Raw genomic sequence first — 17,215 nt, forward strand, 5'->3', positions numbered from 1 at the left:
CATCCAAGTATTAATTTACGGGTCTCTTATTAAGGGAATTTAAAGCTGAAATAACAGCTTAAATATAATATACGAGGAGAGAGTAATGATGGAAAAATACCGTATGGATACAAGTAAAGGGATGGAGTTTGGATTATATTCGATTGGGGATCATGTTTTAAATCCGCATAATGGAGAGAAAATTAGTGCGGAACAAAGAATTCATGAATTAATTGAAACAGCTAAGTTAGCAGATGAAGCTGGACTTGATGTATTTGCTGTCGGTGAAAGTCATCAAACACACTTTACAACGCAAGCTCATACAGTTATTTTAGGAGCGATTGCGCAAGCAACGAAAAATATAAAAATTGCAAGTTCAGCAACGATAATAAGTACATCTGATCCGGTACGAGTATACGAGGACTTTGCTACACTTGATTTGATTTCTAATGGACGTGCAGAAATTGTGGCTGGTCGTGGATCTCGTATTGGGGGATATAGTTTACTTGGTTATGATGTGAATGATTATGAAGAGTTATTTGAAGAGAAGATGGATCTTTTATTAAAAATTAATAAAGAGGAACATGTAACATGGAATGGACAGTTCAGAGCACCGCTTGCGCATGCATCGGTTATTCCAAGAGCTAAAAATAATAACTTACCAATTTGGCGTGCAGTTGGTGGCCCACCAGCTAGTGCGATTAAAGCAGGACGTGCAGGTGTACCAATGATGATAACAACACTAGGTGGTCCAGCTATTAACTTTAAAGGATCAGTAGATGCTTACCGTGAGGCGGCTGCGCAAAGTGGATTTAATCCAGCGAGTTTGCCAGTTGCAACAACGAGTTTATTTTATACAGCGAAAAATTCACAAGATGCACTTAGTGAATACTACCCTCACATTAATGCTGGTATGCTTACGCTACGCGGTGGTGGGTATCCGAAACAACAATTTACAAATGCAATAGATTACCGTGACGCGTTAATGGTTGGTAGCCCACAACAAATTATTGAAAAAATGCTTTACCAATATGAATTGTTTGGGCAACAACGCTTTATGGCAGAAATTGATTTTGGTGGCGTACCATATGATAAAATTGAGAAAAATATCGAGCTAATTGCTACTGAAATTTTACCGGCTATTAGAAAACATACAGCAAAATAAATTAAAAAATACCGAGAGTCTAATGGATTCTCGGTATTTTTAATTTATTTTAGTTTGAAAAAATGACAAAAAAGTGAATTTTTAATCTAAAAAGAGGAGGTTATTTCCTATTTTTGAATAACAATATTTCATGTTTGAATTTTAGAAATACATTTTTCGCTTGACAAAAAAATAACGAAATTATCCATTGGTTAATAGGACATTTTTCCGTAGAAAAGTCAAGTGTATAAAGAGAGAAACGATTATTTTATTGATGCAAAGATAAGTCTCATATTAAAAAAACACATTTTATCGATGAGAAAAATCTAATTCAAAAAAATACCAAAAGACATATTTCAGACAAAATGATGTCAATAATACGTCAAAAATCAGCTGAATTTACTATGCAGGTATATTATACAATTCGATTAACGAATAAAACACTACAGAAATAGTGAAAAGGTAAAAAATAGCATTACAATAGTTTGAAAAACTGAAACTTCGTATTTTTCGACAATACATACAAAATGTTTTTGTCTTTTCGTATTTCTTAATAATTGAGCTTGATAAGATTGCTCAATTCACTTTTATTATAAAAACTATGAAGGAAGTGATTGTAGTATGGAAACGCTTGAATTGGCACGAATACAATTCGCATCAACAACGATTTTCCATTACTTTTTTGTTCCGCTGTCTATTGGTTTAGCTTTTATCATTGCGTTAATGCAAACGTTATATGTGGTAAAGGGACAAGAAATTTATAAGAAGATGACGAAGTTTTGGACACAAATATTCCTTGTTAACTTTGCGGTAGGTGTAGTAACTGGTATTTTACAAGAATTCCAGTTTGGTATGAACTGGTCAACCTATTCACGTTTCGTAGGTGATGTGTTTGGTCCATCACTTGCGATTGAAGGTTTATTAGCATTTTTCATTGAGTCTACATTTTTAGGTTTATGGGTATTCGGTGAGGATAAATTACCGAAGCGCATTCACCTTTTATGTATTTGGCTCCTTTCAATTGGAACAATGTTATCAGCATTTTGGATTTTAACTGCAAGTGCATTTATGCAATCGCCAGTAGGATATGAAATGGCAGCAGATGGACGTGCACAAATGAATGATTTCTTAGCAATTATTCAAAACCCACAATTATGGGTACAATTCCCGCATACCATTACAGCGGCAATTGCAACGGGTGCATTCTTTATTGCAGGTGTGAGTGCATGGAAAATAACGAAAGCCCAAGAAACGGAAGTGTTTAAAAAATCATTCCGCATTTCTATCATTGTTGGAACACTTACAACGGCGCTAGTATTATTCTTCGGTCATGCGCAAGCGCAACAATTAATCAAAACACACCCAATGAAAATGGCGGCTGCTGAAGCGTTATGGAATACGAGTGAAGATCCAGCGCCATTTACTGTATTTGCGAAAATTGATGCAGAGAAGAAAGAAAATTCGTTTGAAATTCAAATCCCTTATATGCTAAGCCTATTATCATTTGATAAATTTAGCGGTCAAGTAGAAGGGATGAATCAAATTCAAAAGCAATATGAAGAAAAATATGGGCCTGGAGATTATATTCCGCCAGTACACACGATGTTTTGGAGTTTTAGAGCGATGGTAATGAGTGGAACATTTATGCTTCTTCTAGGAGCGTACGGTTGGTTCTTATCCAAAAAGGACCGTTTAGCTGAAAAAACTTGGTATTTAAAATTAATGGTGTATGCAATTTCACTACCGTTTATCGGTAATACAGTAGGATGGATTATGACTGAAATGGGACGTCAGCCTTGGGTAGTCTTCGGTGTTATGAAAACGGAAGATGCTGTATCTCCAAATGTTACGTTCGGAGAAGTGTTATTCTCTTTAGTTTCATTCACATCACTATATTTAATTATAGGTGGAATTACCATTTACTTATTCGTTCGTATCATTAAAGGACATGAGAATAAGAAAGCGAAACAGGATTCTCAAAGCCATGATCCATTTGATAAGGAGGATGAGTATGTTATCTCTTAATGAGTTGTGGTTTATCATTATTGCAATTTTATTCGTAGGCTTCTTTGTACTTGAAGGTTTCGATTTCGGTGTAGGTATAGTTTCAAGGTTTTTAGGAGAAAACGATTTAGAGAAAAGGATTTACTTAAATACAATTGGCCCATTTTGGCATGCGAATGAAGTATGGCTTGTTTGTGCAGGTGGCGCTATGTTCGCAGCATTCCCGCACTGGTATGCAACTTTATTTAGTGGGTTTTACATTCCTTTTGTATTTATGCTTCTTGCTTTAATTATAAGAGGTGTTTCCTTTAAATTCCGTGCGAAAATAGACAATCATAAATGGAAAGGTTTTTGGGATTGGGGTATGTTTTTAGGAAGTTTATTACCACCTATCCTTTGGGGAGTTGCCATTGCTAACTTTATGGTAGGTATTCCAATTGATGAGACGAAAAATGCTGTAGGTGGATTCCTACAATTACTTCATCCCTTTGCATTACTTGGAGGAGTTATGTTCCTTCTGCTATGTATTGTTCACGGCTTGCAATTCCTTACAATACGTACAACTGGTAAGTTAAGAGAACGTGCACGTATTGCTGCACTGAAAATTGCACCACTTGCAATTATAGCGCTTCTTATTTTTGCTAGTGTAGGGTTATGGAAAACAGATATTTTCACTGGTCATGGTACAGAATGGATTATGGTTCCGATTGGAGCTTTTGTAGCATTATGTGTGTCAACATTATTAAATAAAAGAAGAAGAGATGGTTGGGCTTTCTTTATGACAAGTTTAACAATCATTTTACTAAGTGCGAGTGTGTTTGCCGGCATGTTCCCGCGCGTCTTAATTAGTTCGTTAGGGGCAATATACGATTTGACAATTTATAATGCAGCATCAGGAGATTATGCACTAAAACTGATGACGTATTTTTCAATTGCTATATTGCCATTTGTTTTGGGAAGTCAAATATGGAGTTTCTATGTGTTTAGACAACCTGTTAAGTCAGATAAAGATTTGGAGTACTAATGAAAAGAAAAAGAGGACTTCCATCGTATCCTGGTAGCCGAGTTTTATATGTAGTGCTAACAATCATTAGCATGTTAGAAGCTTTTAGTATTATTGCACAAACGGTGTTTTTAGCGCGAGCTATTACGTTTTTATTTCAGGGAGAAGCAGTGCAATCTATGTTAAATGAAACAGTTTATTTCGGAATCACGTTTGCAGTACGTCATTTGCTAGTTCGAATGTCACAAATATTAGTGGAACGTTTCGCTGAAAAAACAGGATCGCTACTGAGAAAACAATTAATAGAGGCGTATTTCACATTAGGTCCACGGTATGTTCAAACTGTTGGAACAGGTCATCTGGTTACCTTATCGATAGAGGGAATTGAGAAATTTAAAACATATATTGAATTAACAATTCCTAAAATGATTAGAAGTAGTATCGTACCAGGACTAATTGTACTATATGTTTTTACACTAGATATTGAGTCAGGAATCATTTTAGTTGTAACGATTCCTATCGTAATTATTTTTATGATCCTACTAGGATTAGCAGCGCAGAAAATGGCGGATAGCCAATATGAAACATATCGTGTTCTTTCTAATCATTTTGTAGATACGTTAAAAGGATTAGAAACATTAAAGTATTTAGGTCAAAGTAAACAACACGAAGGAAAGATTGAAAAAGTAAGTAAAAGATATAGAAAAACAACGATGCGTACTTTGCGAGTTGCTTTTCTTTCTTCATTTGCATTAGATTTCTTTACGAGTTTATCAATTGCATTTGTAGCGGTCGGATTAGGGATACGTTTAATAGATGGAACAATTGTACTATTGCCAGCCCTTACGATTTTAATTTTAGCTCCGGAATACTTCTTGCCGATTAAACAAGTTGGAGCAAATTATCATGCTACGTTAGATGGACAACTTGCAATGGAGCAAATAGAAGAGATTTTACAGCGACAAAAAGAAATAGGGAAGAAAGAATCTAATGTAGACTTAATATGGAATTCAACTAGTAACTTGAAATTACAAGATGTAAAAGTAAAGAATGATGAATCTGAAAAAGCTATATTAGAGGAAATTGATTTTACTTGGAAAGGCACTGGCGCTATAGGTGTAATTGGTGAAAGTGGAGCAGGGAAATCAACGTTAATCGACGTATTAGCAGGGTTTTTAACTCCTTCAGCTGGAAAGATGATTGTAAATGGTGTGGAAATTGACGGGGCTACTCGTGAAGAGTGGCAAAAGAATATTGCTTATATTCCGCAGCAACCTTATATTTTCCCGCTTTCATTAAAAGATAACATTTGTTTCTATGAAACAAATACAACGGATGAAGAAGTGGAAAGAGTTATGAATGAAGTTGGTCTTCGTTCACTCGTTACATCGCTTCCAAATGGAATGTATGAAAGAATTGGAGAAGGTGGGTGTATGCTGAGTGGCGGACAAGAACAACGTGTCGCAATGGCGAGAGCCCTTTTAAGCAAAAAGCCAATTATTTTATTAGACGAGCCTACAGCACATCTTGATATTGAAACTGAATTTGAAATAAAGCAAGCGATGTTACGTCAGTTTGAAGGTAAGTTAGTATTTCTTGCAACACATCGTCTTCACTGGATGAAACAGATGGATCATATTCTTATTTTAAATAAAGGGAAAATGATAGAAAGCGGAACGTATGAAGAACTTGTAAAGAATGAAGCATTACATTTTCGCAGGAAAGAGAGGGGATAGAGATGAGTAACTGGATTAAACCGTATATACAGCAAAATAAAGGTAGAATGACTGTAACTATTTTCCTTGGTCTTCTTGGAGTTAGTTCAGGTGCGATGCTACTTTTCATTTCAGGTTATTTAATCTCTAAATCTGCTCTTAGACCAGAAAATGTAATGGCTGTATATGTTCCTATCGTTGCAACACGTGCGTTTAGTATAGGACAAGCGGTATTTCATTATGTAGAGCGTTTAGTTGGACACGATGTTGTATTACGCATATTAGAAAAGATGAGAACGAAACTATATGGGATAGTAGAACCACAGGCGTTATTTTTCCGTTCACGATTTCAAACGGGCGATATGTTAGGCGTATTATCCGAAGATATAGAGCATTTACAAAACCTATATTTACGTACAATATTTCCTAGCATATTAGCATTAGTTGTATATAGCATATTCGTACTTGTTATCGGTACATTTGACGTAGTGTTTGCACTTATTGCAGCATGTATGTTGGCTATTATCGTTTTTCTTCTTCCATTTATATCATTACTTTTAATGAAGAAACATCATGTTACTTTAAAGCAAGGAAGAAACCGTTTGTACCAAAAACTAACAGATGCTGTTTTTGGATTATCTGATTGGCAAGCAAGTGGTAGAAAAGATGAATTCATTGATAAGTATGTAGATCAAAATGCTCAGTTGTTAAAAACGGAAAAAAGAATGAAGCGCTGGAATCATATTCGGGACAGTATTATTCAATTAGTAGTGGGTATTGTAGTTATTTCAATGATTATATGGACTGGAAATGAGGCGGCGAGTGAACAGATTGCTCCTACCGTTATTGCGGCTTTCGTCTTAATGACGTTATCTGTCACAAACGCGTTAATTCCTCTGTCAGATGCTATCGATCGAATTCCATCATATGTAGAATCCGCTCATCGTCTCAATCAAGTAGAAGGTAATGGTGTTTTACAGGATGAAAAGGAATTACCTAGAGATAAAGATTATGTTGCACCAAAACATATAGACATTGAATTAAATCATGTATCGTATCGTTACCCAGATAGCAATGAATTTGTATTGAAAGACGTATCATTACAAATAAAAGCAGGAAAAAAAATCGCCATTTTAGGAAGAAGCGGAACTGGAAAATCTACTTTGTTAAAATTGTTAACAGGTGCACTAAGCCCATTACAGGGTGAAGTTTTATTGAATAGTGAACATGCTCACACGAATCTTTTATCAAAATATATTTCTGTATTGAATCAAAAGCCGCATTTATTCGATACGACAATTGGGAATAATGTGCGAATCGGCAAACCAGAGGCAACAGATGAAGAGATATGGAATGCTTTAGAGAAAGCACAATTAGCTTCGCATGTTGCTTCTCTTCCAGATAGATTACAAACAAAAATGCATGAGATGGGGAAAAGGTTTTCTGGCGGGGAAAGACAACGGGTTGCTTTTGCTAGAACGCTAATGCAAGAAGCACCAATCATTGTACTAGATGAACCTACAATCGGCTTAGATCCAAAGACAGAATTATCTTTAATAGAAACAATGTTTTCTGCAACGGAAGAAAAGACAGTAATTTGGATTACGCACCATCTTGTAGGAATTGAGCATGTTGATGAAGTTATCTTCCTTGATCGTGGTCAAATTGTGATGCAAGGAAGTCATGAACAACTTCTGAAAGAAAATGAGAAGTATCGAAAGCTTTATGAGTTAGATAAAGGAATATAGTTTGAATAAGTAATAATAGTGAAAATAGCTACGCCTAATGGTGGAGCTATTTTTTGTTTTGAAATAAATATTCTATTCTTTTTTTGATGGATGGCAAATGTATATGATCGTTACGAATGAAAAATGAATTTCATATTATACATATAATGGAGGGGATATACGTGAAGGAGCAGTATAAAATTATTGTTTTAAGTGATGAATTATCAAGGGAGAAGATTCAAAATACATTAGACAAAAATAAATGTAAAACAATCGTTCATCTTGTAGACGTTTCAGCTATTGTTCAAATAGAAAATTCTTTTCAATATATAGTCGTTTGGAGAATGGACGCAGAAAAACTTACAAATGAATTAATAAATAGGGGCGTGCAAAGTACAAAAATTATTAATTTAACAAAATACATGTATGAATGGAGGAATAAATTAATTTCTATCTATCAAATAAATCCGGATCTTATGTCTTTATACATTTCTATGAAAAAAGCAAAGGGTGATCCGACGTATGAATTGTTTGCGACGGGCTTGTCTTATCCGCATTGTGGCATAAGTACAGAGCTCCTCTCAAAAAAGTCAATAAAACTAACACTTCCATCGCAAGATTTATACTATGATTATTTAATAGCATCACAACTACTATCAAACAATCATTCCTTTCAATATTGTTTGATAGGAATAGCTTATTTCTCGTTTTACTTTGACATGTCGTTATCATCTGAATCATATAGAATTCACAAAGTATATTATCCATTGTTTCAAGACGGCCATCATACTGTAGTTCATTCTCCTCTATCCACTGATGGATTCTCACATCTAGATACCCCGAAACCACTTTTTTCTATTTTTAATTTGCATTTTGAATATATTTTATTAGACGAACTAACAGATGAATCATTGATATTGCCCTGGATAAATGCTGAATGGAATATCACTCCTCTTCACATTCCTTTTGAAGAACACGGAAAAATAAGAGCAGCTTCACATGCTAAATTGTCATATCCTCATACTTTAGTTGAAAATAAAACAATTTTTAAAACATATTTAGAATTACTTTTAAAACATGATATAAAACCACTAATTGTTGTATTCCCTGTTACTTCACATTATTTCAATTGTAGTAGTAAGAAATTAAAAGAAGATTTTTATAAAGTTATAAACGATTTTCAAGCTCAATATTCTTTTCAAATTATAGATTTATTTGATTCGCCATTATTTTGTGATGAAGATTTTTATGATAGTGATCATATGAATAAAAAAGGTGCAAATAAAATGTCCGTGTTATTAAATATGTTTATTCAGGAACGAAAAGTATGATATTTCGTTTCATTTCTGCATAAAAGTATATAGGCTCCATTCGGTTACAGTAATGTGATTTTTGTGTCGCGTATATAAATAATATGCGAAGAGGTGAGAGAGTAAAATGAGAACTCGTATTGAAAGAAATGAAGAGGTGGTAGATCAACTTCCGTTGGTAAGTGTATTAATTCCTACATATAATCGTCCTCGCTACTTTGAAGAGGCGTTACGTAGTGTGCTGGAACAAACGTACTCTAATATAGAAATTATAGTTGGAGATGATAGTACGAATGATGAAACAGAAAAGGTGTTACAAAAATACTTATGTGATCATTCAAATATTACTTATATAAAAAACAGGTCAACTCTTGGACAGTTTGAAAATGCTCTAATGTTATTTAATAAAGCGAGCGGTGAATATATAAATTTTTTAATGGACGATGATATCTTTCATGTGGATAAAATTGAAAAAATGATGAAGTATTTTTTCAATGATTTAGATAATGAAATTAAGCTTGTAACATCCCATCGTCAAGTAATTGATGAAAAAGGGAAAGAACTACGACATATTTATTCAACTGTCCGTTTATTTAAAGAGGATACGATTATAGAGGGAACAGAATTAGCAAATAGGGTAATTGTCGATCAAAAAAATTATATTGGAGAACCGACAACAGTTTTATTTCGTAAAAATGATTTACAAGAACCGTATGGGATTTTTGATAAGAGGAGGTATCTTTGTAACGTAGATATAGCTTCATGGTTATCTTTATTAAGTAAAGGAAAAGCGGTATATATAGCAGAGACACTGAGTTACTTTCGATTACATCCAGATCAACAGTTAAATGAATCTAATAAAATGATGGATGGATTAGAAGATTTTTCACATAGTATTATAGCTGGAGAAAAATATGGTTTCTTATCTAACGAAAAAGAGTTAGATGAAGCGATAACTAATTTTCTAGAATATGCAAGAAGGATAGTTCCATCATCAATATTATATACATTAGACTATTATCAAAAAATTAAAGAAAAGAAAATAAACATAGAAAAGAAAAAACAATATATAAATAATAATTCTCCTTTACCGAAAGTAAGTATACTTATTCCTGCGTACAATAGACCGTATTACTTGGAATTGGCGCTTAATAGTGCTCTGAATCAAACATATGAAAATATTGAAATTATTATTTCTGACGACAGTACAAATAATGAAGTCAATGCGATGATTCAACCGTATTTACGTGAATATAAGTGTATTACATATGTTAAAAATGAAACGCCGTTAGTTGCTGAAAACTTTAATAAGTGTGTAGAACTTGCGAATGGGGACTATATAAACTTTTTATTAGATGATGATTTATTTCATCATGAAAAGATCGAGAGAATGATGAAATACTTTTTGACGTTAGAAAATATTTCATTTTTGACGTCATATCGTGAACTGATTGATGAGAATGGAGAGATATTACCACCTTCAACATTAAATATAAAAATCGCGAAAGAAACTACGCTTTTTGAAGGAAAAGAATTAGGGAATTATATGTTAAAAAATTTGAAAAATGTAGTTGGTGAGCCGACAACTGTTTTGTTTAATCGGGAATTGTTTGAAGGGAAGTTTGGGTATTTTAAAGGGAAGGCTTATTCTGCTATTAATGACATTGCAACTTGGCTAGACATGATGAGGAAAGGAAAAGTAGTTTATATACAAGAACCTCTTAGTTATTTTAGACAACATAGTGGACAAAATCAAAAACAAATGCATTTTATTTTAATGACAATTGACGAGTGGATTGAATTAATTATAGATGCATATAATAGTGGGTTTTTAAGTTCTGAAAGAGATTATAAAGAGAGCTTATCCTATTGTTTAGAGAATGCGGGATTTATAGTTAAGGATGCAGTAAGAAATGGAGAACTAGATCAAATTTATAATGAAAAGATTAAAAAGGGGTTAAACAAACTAGTTGCCCATATGTTTGAGAAAGAATGTTGTTATTGTCAATATTGCAATCAACAATTTGAAAAATTTTCACCTTGGCCAGCACATTATGATTTTCCAAAATATAAATTTGAGATGTGGAATAAAGATACAGGGATATGTCCAGTTTGTAGTTCGATGGATCGTGAAAGATTGTATCGTGTGTACATTGAAACGGAAACGGACTTGTTAAGTAGAAAATATACTATGCTTCATATTGCACCTGAAGCGAATGTAAGAGATTGGTTTAACGAGTATAAAAATATTACGTATGTATGTGGGGATTTAGAGCCAAAGGATCCATTAATGAAGGAAATTGATGTTACAAGCATTACATATGATAGTAATACTTTTGATGTAATTTTATGTAGCCACGTATTAGAACATGTTCTTGATGATGGCAAAGCAATGCGAGAGTTATATAGGGTTCTAAAACCAGGTGGATGGGGAATTATTCAAGTACCCATCGTAATGAATGTGGATTCTATTATAGAGAATGAATTAATTGTAACTCCACAATTGAGGAAATTAGCTTTTGGTCAAGAAGATCATGTGAGAATTTATAATCAATCAGGGTTCATTCAACGATTAATGAATGCGGGATTTAAGGTGGAATTATATAACCTAGCTGAAAAACAAGGGATGAAAAGTGCTAGGAAATTTGGCTTATCTGAAACAGATATGCTCTATATTGTCCGAAAATGATAGGAAGGAATAGATAGATATGGAGAATATTCCTTTTTTACGTGCTTCAACTGTACCTGTAATTGAGTATTTGGATGAATTGAAGGAAATTGATACATCTCACATATATACGAATTACGGACCTATAAATCAACGTTTTGAACAAACAATTATGTCGGGATTTTTTCAGAACAGGGGAGCTGTTACAACAGTAGCAAACGCAACGTTAGGGTTAATGGCGGCCATTCAACTTAAGAAAAGAAAAAAAGGAAAATATGCTCTCATGCCTAGTTTTACATTCCCAGCGACTCCATTAGTAGCTATTTGGTGTGGATTGGAACCTTATTTTATTGATATTTCAATAGATGATTGGTATATGGATAAAACAGTACTTTTGGATAAGATTGAAGAATTAAAGGAAGAGGTTGCGATTGTTGTCCCGTACGCAACTTTTGGATCATGGATGAACTTAGAAGAATATGAAGAATTAGAGAAGAGGGGTGTTCCGGTTGTCGTAGATGCGGCACCGGGATTCGGATTGATGAATGGAAGTGTGCATTATGGACAGGATTTTAGTGGAATGATCGTATATAGTTTTCATGCAACAAAGCCTTTTGGAATTGGTGAAGGAGGGCTCATATATAGTAAAAATGAAGAAGATATACAACGTATTAAAAGAATGGGGAATTTCGGATTTGATACAAATCGTGAATGTACGATGATGGGGTTTAATTGTAAAATGTCTGAATATGCAGCCGCTATTGGGATTGCAACTATGAAAAAATGGGATGACAAATTAAAAGAACGCACCCGTATTTCTGAATGGTATAAACAATTGTTACAAAGTAATGGATTAATGAAAAAAGGGTGGCAACTCCAAAAGACAGAAGTAGTTATTCAGCAATTTATGCCTATTCTTTGTCCGGAAGAAGTTCGCAACAAACAAGTAATAGAAGACCTGAAAAAACAGAAAATAGAAGCTAGATTATACTTTTCGCCCTCTTGCCACCAACAAGTTCTTTTTAGAAACTATAAGTCTACAGATTTAACAAGAACGAATAAAATAGCAAAACGAATAGTAAGTTTGCCTTTATGGGAAGGAATGACGAAAGAAATAGTAGAACAAATTGTAAGATGTTTAGGTCAGAGGGCGGTGTTGGCAGATGAATAGTTTTTATAGTCAAGAAGAGCTAAAGAAAATTGGATTTTTATCAATTGGGAAGAATGTATTGATTAGTAAAAAAGCAAGTATATATAATCCAGGTGTTATATCAGTAGGTAATCATGTAAGGATTGATGATTTTTGCATTTTAAGTGGCAAAATTACAATTGGAAGTTATTCGCATATATCAGCGTATACAGCGTTATATGGAGGGGAAGTTGGGATTGAAATGCATGACTTTGCAAATATCTCAGCTAAAACAATCGTATATGCAGTACTAGATGATTTCAGTGGGAATACATTAATGGGACCAACTGTTCCGAGTCAATATAGGAATGTGAAAACAGAAAAAGTTATTTTAAAAAAACATGCGATTATTGGTGCTAATTCTATTATTTTTCCAAATGTAACTATAGGAGAAGGTACGGCAGTCGGTGCGATGAGTATGGTAAAAGAGAGTTTAGATGATTGGTATATTTATGCGGGAGTTCCCGTAAGAAAAGTAAAACCTCGTCAAAGAAAGATGCTAGAGTTAGAAATTGATTTTTTAAAAAACATTCATTCTTAACAAAAAGAATGAATGTTTTTTATTTTTATGGTGCAGCAGAGTGTGTATCTTAACTTATTATGTTTTAAATTTTGCTGACCAAGGCAATACTGAGCCATAGTGAATGTAAAGTTGGAGGGCGAGCGTATATGTTTGATGAGGATGGGATTGTTTTAATTATGGAACCGGCTGATGAAAGAAATTGGAGGAGATTTATTTTTTCAGTACCAAAGTCAGTGTATGAAAAGAAGGGGCTTACATTACACTATGGAACAGCTATAGGACAAGGATATACGGATATAATTGAAGATATTATTAGCGTACATATAGAAGTAGATGTTGTAACAGTAATCGGGCATGTAAGAGGGTAAATAGCTATTTGAAAAAAGGTTATAAGTAATGTAGCTAGAAGTTAGGATAGAGAAACTTACAGACAATTATAAAGACGAAGGGAGCCTAAAATGAAAATAAAATCAACTTTAGTAGTATTTATAGTTACAATTGGCTTAATGGGATGTTCGCTAGTAGAACAAGGAAAGAACTCCATAGATTATGCTCAAAAAGCGACAGACTATGTAAATGAAATAAGTGCGTTTGCAAATGATGCACCAGCATTAGCTGAAAAGGCTGTTAATGATAGTGAAGCTCGAAAAGAATTAGAAGCGAAGCTTAGTGAAATTAAACAAGATATACCCGCTTTTAATGAATTAACACCGCCTGATGTAGCAAAGGATCTTCATCAGCAAATCGTCGGATATAACGAAAAGTTAAATACGTTAATTGATACGGCGATGACAAAGATAGAAGAAGGGAAAGTGAATGTAGAAGAGTTTAAAAACTCGGAGCTTATGCAGACGGTAGATCAAGTTCGAGATTTGAAAGAGAAGGTGCAAAATTTAGGTCAATAGTAAAAGGCTCCGTTTATCACAAACGGAGCCTTTTACTATTGGATACAATAAACGATTACACCAACGATAATAATCATGTTGCCGATGAGTTTACGTTTCGTTATTTTTTCTCCTAGGAAATACCAACCGAAAATTAATATGATGATATAACTTAAGGATTCTAATGCTGATGCTTGTTTTAATGCCATGCCCTTCATGGCGATAACATTTAATCCAGCGTTAATTACAAATAAAGAGTAGCCGATAATAACATAAGGATTCACATATTCTTTTATTCTAGAATCGTATTGTTGCAAAGTAGCTTTTTTTAATAATATTTGTGAGTAATTAGCTAAAATTATCCCGAAAATAAATAATAACATATAACTATTCATCTTTTGTCACCACCACAATTCCGACGATAATAATAGCTGCACCAAGTAAATGATTCCACTGAATCGTATCTCCAAATAGAAATACTGACCAAAGCATTGACCATAGTATAATAATCCCGCGATGTGAATATGCTTTTGATATTTCGAAATGTTTAATTACTTGTTGCCATAAAATTGCATATCCAAATAAAAGTATAACTAGTCCGAAATAAGCCATAAAAAATGAGATGGAAGCAATGGGAAATTTAGCCGCCCATTTCATGTAAACCATAATGATAGAATATATCAAAAAAGCTACATGTAAAAATAAGTAATTTTTAATAGTTGGTTTCATTTATTCACTCTCTTTTGCATATAAATATATATTTATACCTAATTTTTCTAATGATAGATATTGGAACGTATTTAGTTTAATCTTTCACATTCCAAATTATATAGTATCATGGCTTTTATTGTAAAACAATAAAAGCCATGTATTCATTTTTTCCAAGGTTCTACAATATGTATCGTTTTATTTGTTGCATCCAATTCTACTTGAACACCGATAGGCATGGTAATCATTGGATGTGTATGACAACAATCGAAGTCGGCTAGAAAAGGAATTCTTTGATTTTGAAGTACTTCTAATAGTATTTCAAAAGGTTTTCGATTTGTACCACAATCATCAAATTGCTCATGCTTTCCAAGAATGATACCTGAAATTTTATCAAATACACCGTTAATTTTAAGGAATGAAAAGCTTCTTTCAATAGTAGCTGCATCTTTTGAACTGTCCTCAATAAAGAGAATATCGCCTTCTTGAATACATGGCATAAAAGAGCTGCCCCAAATTCCTTGTATTGTATTTAAGTTGCCGCCAATTATCCGTCCGGTAGCTTGTCCATTTGTTACAGAAATCCAATTATTTGGTCTAAGTTCTTTTTCTTTCGTTTTCTCTTCCCAATTAATAAATTCGTCTGACCAAAATAAAGGTTGTTTTATGTTGTATGGAAGCGTTTGATCATGCAGTAATGTTTCTACAAAATATTTGTATGTATCATCTACAAAAGGCTCAAATTCTCCAAAGGAGGAAACGAGTGCCGGGCCGTAAAATGTAGGGAGTCCTGTTTTTGCATAAATCCCTAGTAATAAAGCTGTTGCATCTGAATACCCAATCATTATTTTAGGGTTATTTAGAAAAGCATCATAATCAATATAAGGCAATAAGGAATTTGAATTCATGCCACCAATTGTTGACATGATACAAGAAACATTAGGGTTTCTTATTAAAGCATTTAGTTCCTCAGCACGCTCTTGTATACTACCCGAACGATAATAATCATATCGACCTGTTAGTGAACCTTCTAATATATGAAATCCTTTCTGTTGTAAGTAAGATTTCGCTCGTTCAAATCTTTTAGGAGAAGTGTAGGTTACTGGAGAAGAAGGTGAGTAAATCCCAATTGTGTCTCCGTATTTTAATGATTTTGGAAGTGGCATTTGTATGAATCCCTTCTATTAATAGTTTTATTCATAAGGTTTATCATTGAATATTCTCATATTTCGGTATTGATATTGTAACATACATGCATTGAAATAATAATTGCTGTAGATGAATAAATATGCTTTTTACCTTGACGATATAAAGGGAAAGTTGTTATGGTTAAATGTGAGTGTATAAAAGGTTTGTTAAAGGAGTTTTGAAATGAAGCGGTTAAAATGGGGAAGGCTGACAGTCCTATTAGTCATTGTTTTAGGGATATGTTGGTTCTTATTCCAAGGAACTCAAAAGAGTGCAACAAGTATAGAGGGACAACCTTTACAAGTGGCAGAACTACCTAAAACAGGATTAGTTGAAAAAGTAGTCCCACCAAAGTACATACCACCGGAAATTGATGCAAAAGCAGCTATGATTATTGATGCGAGTAATGGAGATATTATTTATCAACATAATGAAAATGAGGCTTTTGCGCCAGCAAGTATGTCTAAGATGATGACAGCATATCTTCTATTAGAAAATGTACATAATGGGAAAGTTCGCTGGGAAGATCCGGTGAAAATGAGTGCGAAAGCGGCACAAACAGAGGGAGCGAGAATCCCAGTACAAGTTAATGACACATTAACCGTTAAAGATTTATATCATGCATTAATGATTGAGTCAGCTAATAATTCAGCTGTGGCTTTAGCAGAACATATGGCAAAATCGGAGAAAGATTTCGTTCAGCTTATGGATGCAAAAGCGAAACAGTTCAAAATGTCGGAACATGCTAAATTTGCAAATGCTTCTGGATTACAAGAGCCAGATGGAAGTGAAACAAAAATGACGGCTGGTGATGTAGCAAACTTGGCGTATCATCTTATAAAAGATTACCCAGAAATATTAGAAGTGACTCACTTACGTCAAAGTCAGTTAGCATTTAATAATATTAATGTTATAAGTACAAATGATATGTTAAACAAAAATAATAAAGCTTTATATATAGAAGGAATAGACGGATTAAAAACAGGATTTACAGATAGCGCAGGGTATTGTTTTACGGGTACAGCAAAACAAGGTGATACTCGTATTATTACAGTTGTTATGGGAACAAAAGGTAAAACGAAGCGTTTTACAGAGACGAATAAGCTAATGTCTTATGCATTTGGCTTAGTTAATTAAGTGAAATACTGGGTTGGATCATCATATAAGAAAGGC

At 33.7% G+C, this 17,215-nt stretch carries 15 protein-coding genes; 12 read left to right on the forward strand and 3 right to left on the reverse strand.

From position 1 onward, the window contains the following. Positions 1–88 precede the first annotated feature (88 nt). The 11 genes from PDQ33_RS21250 (at position 89) to PDQ33_RS21300 (ending at position 14,167) form a co-directional block, all read left to right on the forward strand. Complete coding sequence (locus PDQ33_RS21250) at positions 89–1,144, forward strand: LLM class flavin-dependent oxidoreductase (protein WP_061131169.1); 1,056 nt, start codon at positions 89–91, stop codon at positions 1,142–1,144. Positions 1,145–1,744: 600 nt separating this feature from the next. After that, positions 1,745–3,148: a cytochrome ubiquinol oxidase subunit I gene (cydA, locus tag PDQ33_RS21255; RefSeq protein WP_000448876.1), complete on the forward strand. Its 1,404-nt coding sequence runs from the start codon at positions 1,745–1,747 to the stop codon at positions 3,146–3,148. Continuing rightward, the gene (gene cydB / locus PDQ33_RS21260; RefSeq protein WP_061131170.1) at positions 3,135–4,151 is read left to right on the forward strand and encodes a cytochrome d ubiquinol oxidase subunit II; all 1,017 of its coding nucleotides are present in this window, start codon (positions 3,135–3,137) and stop codon (positions 4,149–4,151) included. Before cydA ends, cydB begins: the two co-directional genes overlap by 14 nt. Further along, on the forward strand, positions 4,151–5,866 hold the full coding sequence (cydD, locus tag PDQ33_RS21265) for a thiol reductant ABC exporter subunit CydD (protein WP_270756555.1): 1,716 nt from the start codon (positions 4,151–4,153) through the stop codon (positions 5,864–5,866). Before cydB ends, cydD begins: the two co-directional genes overlap by 1 nt. 2 nt (positions 5,867–5,868) lie before the next feature. Then, positions 5,869–7,593 (forward strand): thiol reductant ABC exporter subunit CydC, encoded by a 1,725-nt coding sequence (gene cydC, locus PDQ33_RS21270; RefSeq protein ID WP_061131171.1) that lies wholly within the window; start codon positions 5,869–5,871, stop codon positions 7,591–7,593. Positions 7,594–7,754: 161 nt separating this feature from the next. Continuing rightward, positions 7,755–8,903 (forward strand): hypothetical protein, encoded by a 1,149-nt coding sequence (locus PDQ33_RS21275; protein ID WP_061131172.1) that lies wholly within the window; start codon positions 7,755–7,757, stop codon positions 8,901–8,903. Between the two features lie 106 nt (positions 8,904–9,009). Continuing rightward, positions 9,010–11,571, forward strand: a complete 2,562-nt coding sequence (locus PDQ33_RS21280) for a glycosyltransferase (RefSeq protein WP_270756553.1) — start codon at positions 9,010–9,012, stop codon at positions 11,569–11,571. A gap of 19 nt (positions 11,572–11,590) precedes the next feature. Continuing rightward, complete coding sequence (locus PDQ33_RS21285) at positions 11,591–12,721, forward strand: DegT/DnrJ/EryC1/StrS aminotransferase family protein (RefSeq protein ID WP_270756552.1); 1,131 nt, start codon at positions 11,591–11,593, stop codon at positions 12,719–12,721. Further along, the gene (locus PDQ33_RS21290) at positions 12,714–13,280 is read left to right on the forward strand and encodes an acyltransferase (protein ID WP_001084169.1); all 567 of its coding nucleotides are present in this window, start codon (positions 12,714–12,716) and stop codon (positions 13,278–13,280) included. The genes PDQ33_RS21285 and PDQ33_RS21290 overlap by 8 nt, the downstream gene beginning before the upstream one ends. 128 nt (positions 13,281–13,408) lie before the next feature. Beyond that, a complete protein-coding gene (locus PDQ33_RS21295; protein WP_033691611.1) occupies positions 13,409–13,630 on the forward strand; it encodes a hypothetical protein in 222 nt (73 codons plus the stop codon). A gap of 90 nt (positions 13,631–13,720) precedes the next feature. Beyond that, positions 13,721–14,167: a DUF6376 family protein gene (locus PDQ33_RS21300; protein WP_046197645.1), complete on the forward strand. Its 447-nt coding sequence runs from the start codon at positions 13,721–13,723 to the stop codon at positions 14,165–14,167. A gap of 35 nt (positions 14,168–14,202) precedes the next feature. Here PDQ33_RS21300 and PDQ33_RS21305 read toward each other — a convergent pair whose 3' ends face one another. From PDQ33_RS21305 to PDQ33_RS21315, 3 genes are all read right to left on the reverse strand, one after another. Then, the gene (locus PDQ33_RS21305; protein ID WP_001089868.1) at positions 14,203–14,541 is read right to left on the reverse strand and encodes an EamA family transporter; all 339 of its coding nucleotides are present in this window, start codon (positions 14,539–14,541) and stop codon (positions 14,203–14,205) included. Continuing rightward, positions 14,534–14,875, reverse strand: a complete 342-nt coding sequence (locus tag PDQ33_RS21310; protein ID WP_000805123.1) for an EamA family transporter — start codon at positions 14,873–14,875, stop codon at positions 14,534–14,536. Before PDQ33_RS21310 ends, PDQ33_RS21305 begins: the two co-directional genes overlap by 8 nt. A gap of 143 nt (positions 14,876–15,018) precedes the next feature. After that, the gene (locus PDQ33_RS21315) at positions 15,019–16,020 is read right to left on the reverse strand and encodes a S66 family peptidase (RefSeq protein ID WP_061131173.1); all 1,002 of its coding nucleotides are present in this window, start codon (positions 16,018–16,020) and stop codon (positions 15,019–15,021) included. A gap of 205 nt (positions 16,021–16,225) precedes the next feature. Between PDQ33_RS21315 and PDQ33_RS21320 the strand changes: the two genes are divergently transcribed. Beyond that, positions 16,226–17,179: a D-alanyl-D-alanine carboxypeptidase family protein gene (locus PDQ33_RS21320; RefSeq protein WP_000825885.1), complete on the forward strand. Its 954-nt coding sequence runs from the start codon at positions 16,226–16,228 to the stop codon at positions 17,177–17,179. The last annotated feature ends 36 nt before the right edge of the window (positions 17,180–17,215 follow it).

This window comes from Bacillus cereus group sp. Bc031, assembly GCF_027716265.1.
In the GTDB taxonomy this organism is placed as follows: domain Bacteria; phylum Bacillota; class Bacilli; order Bacillales; family Bacillaceae_G; genus Bacillus_A; species Bacillus_A paranthracis.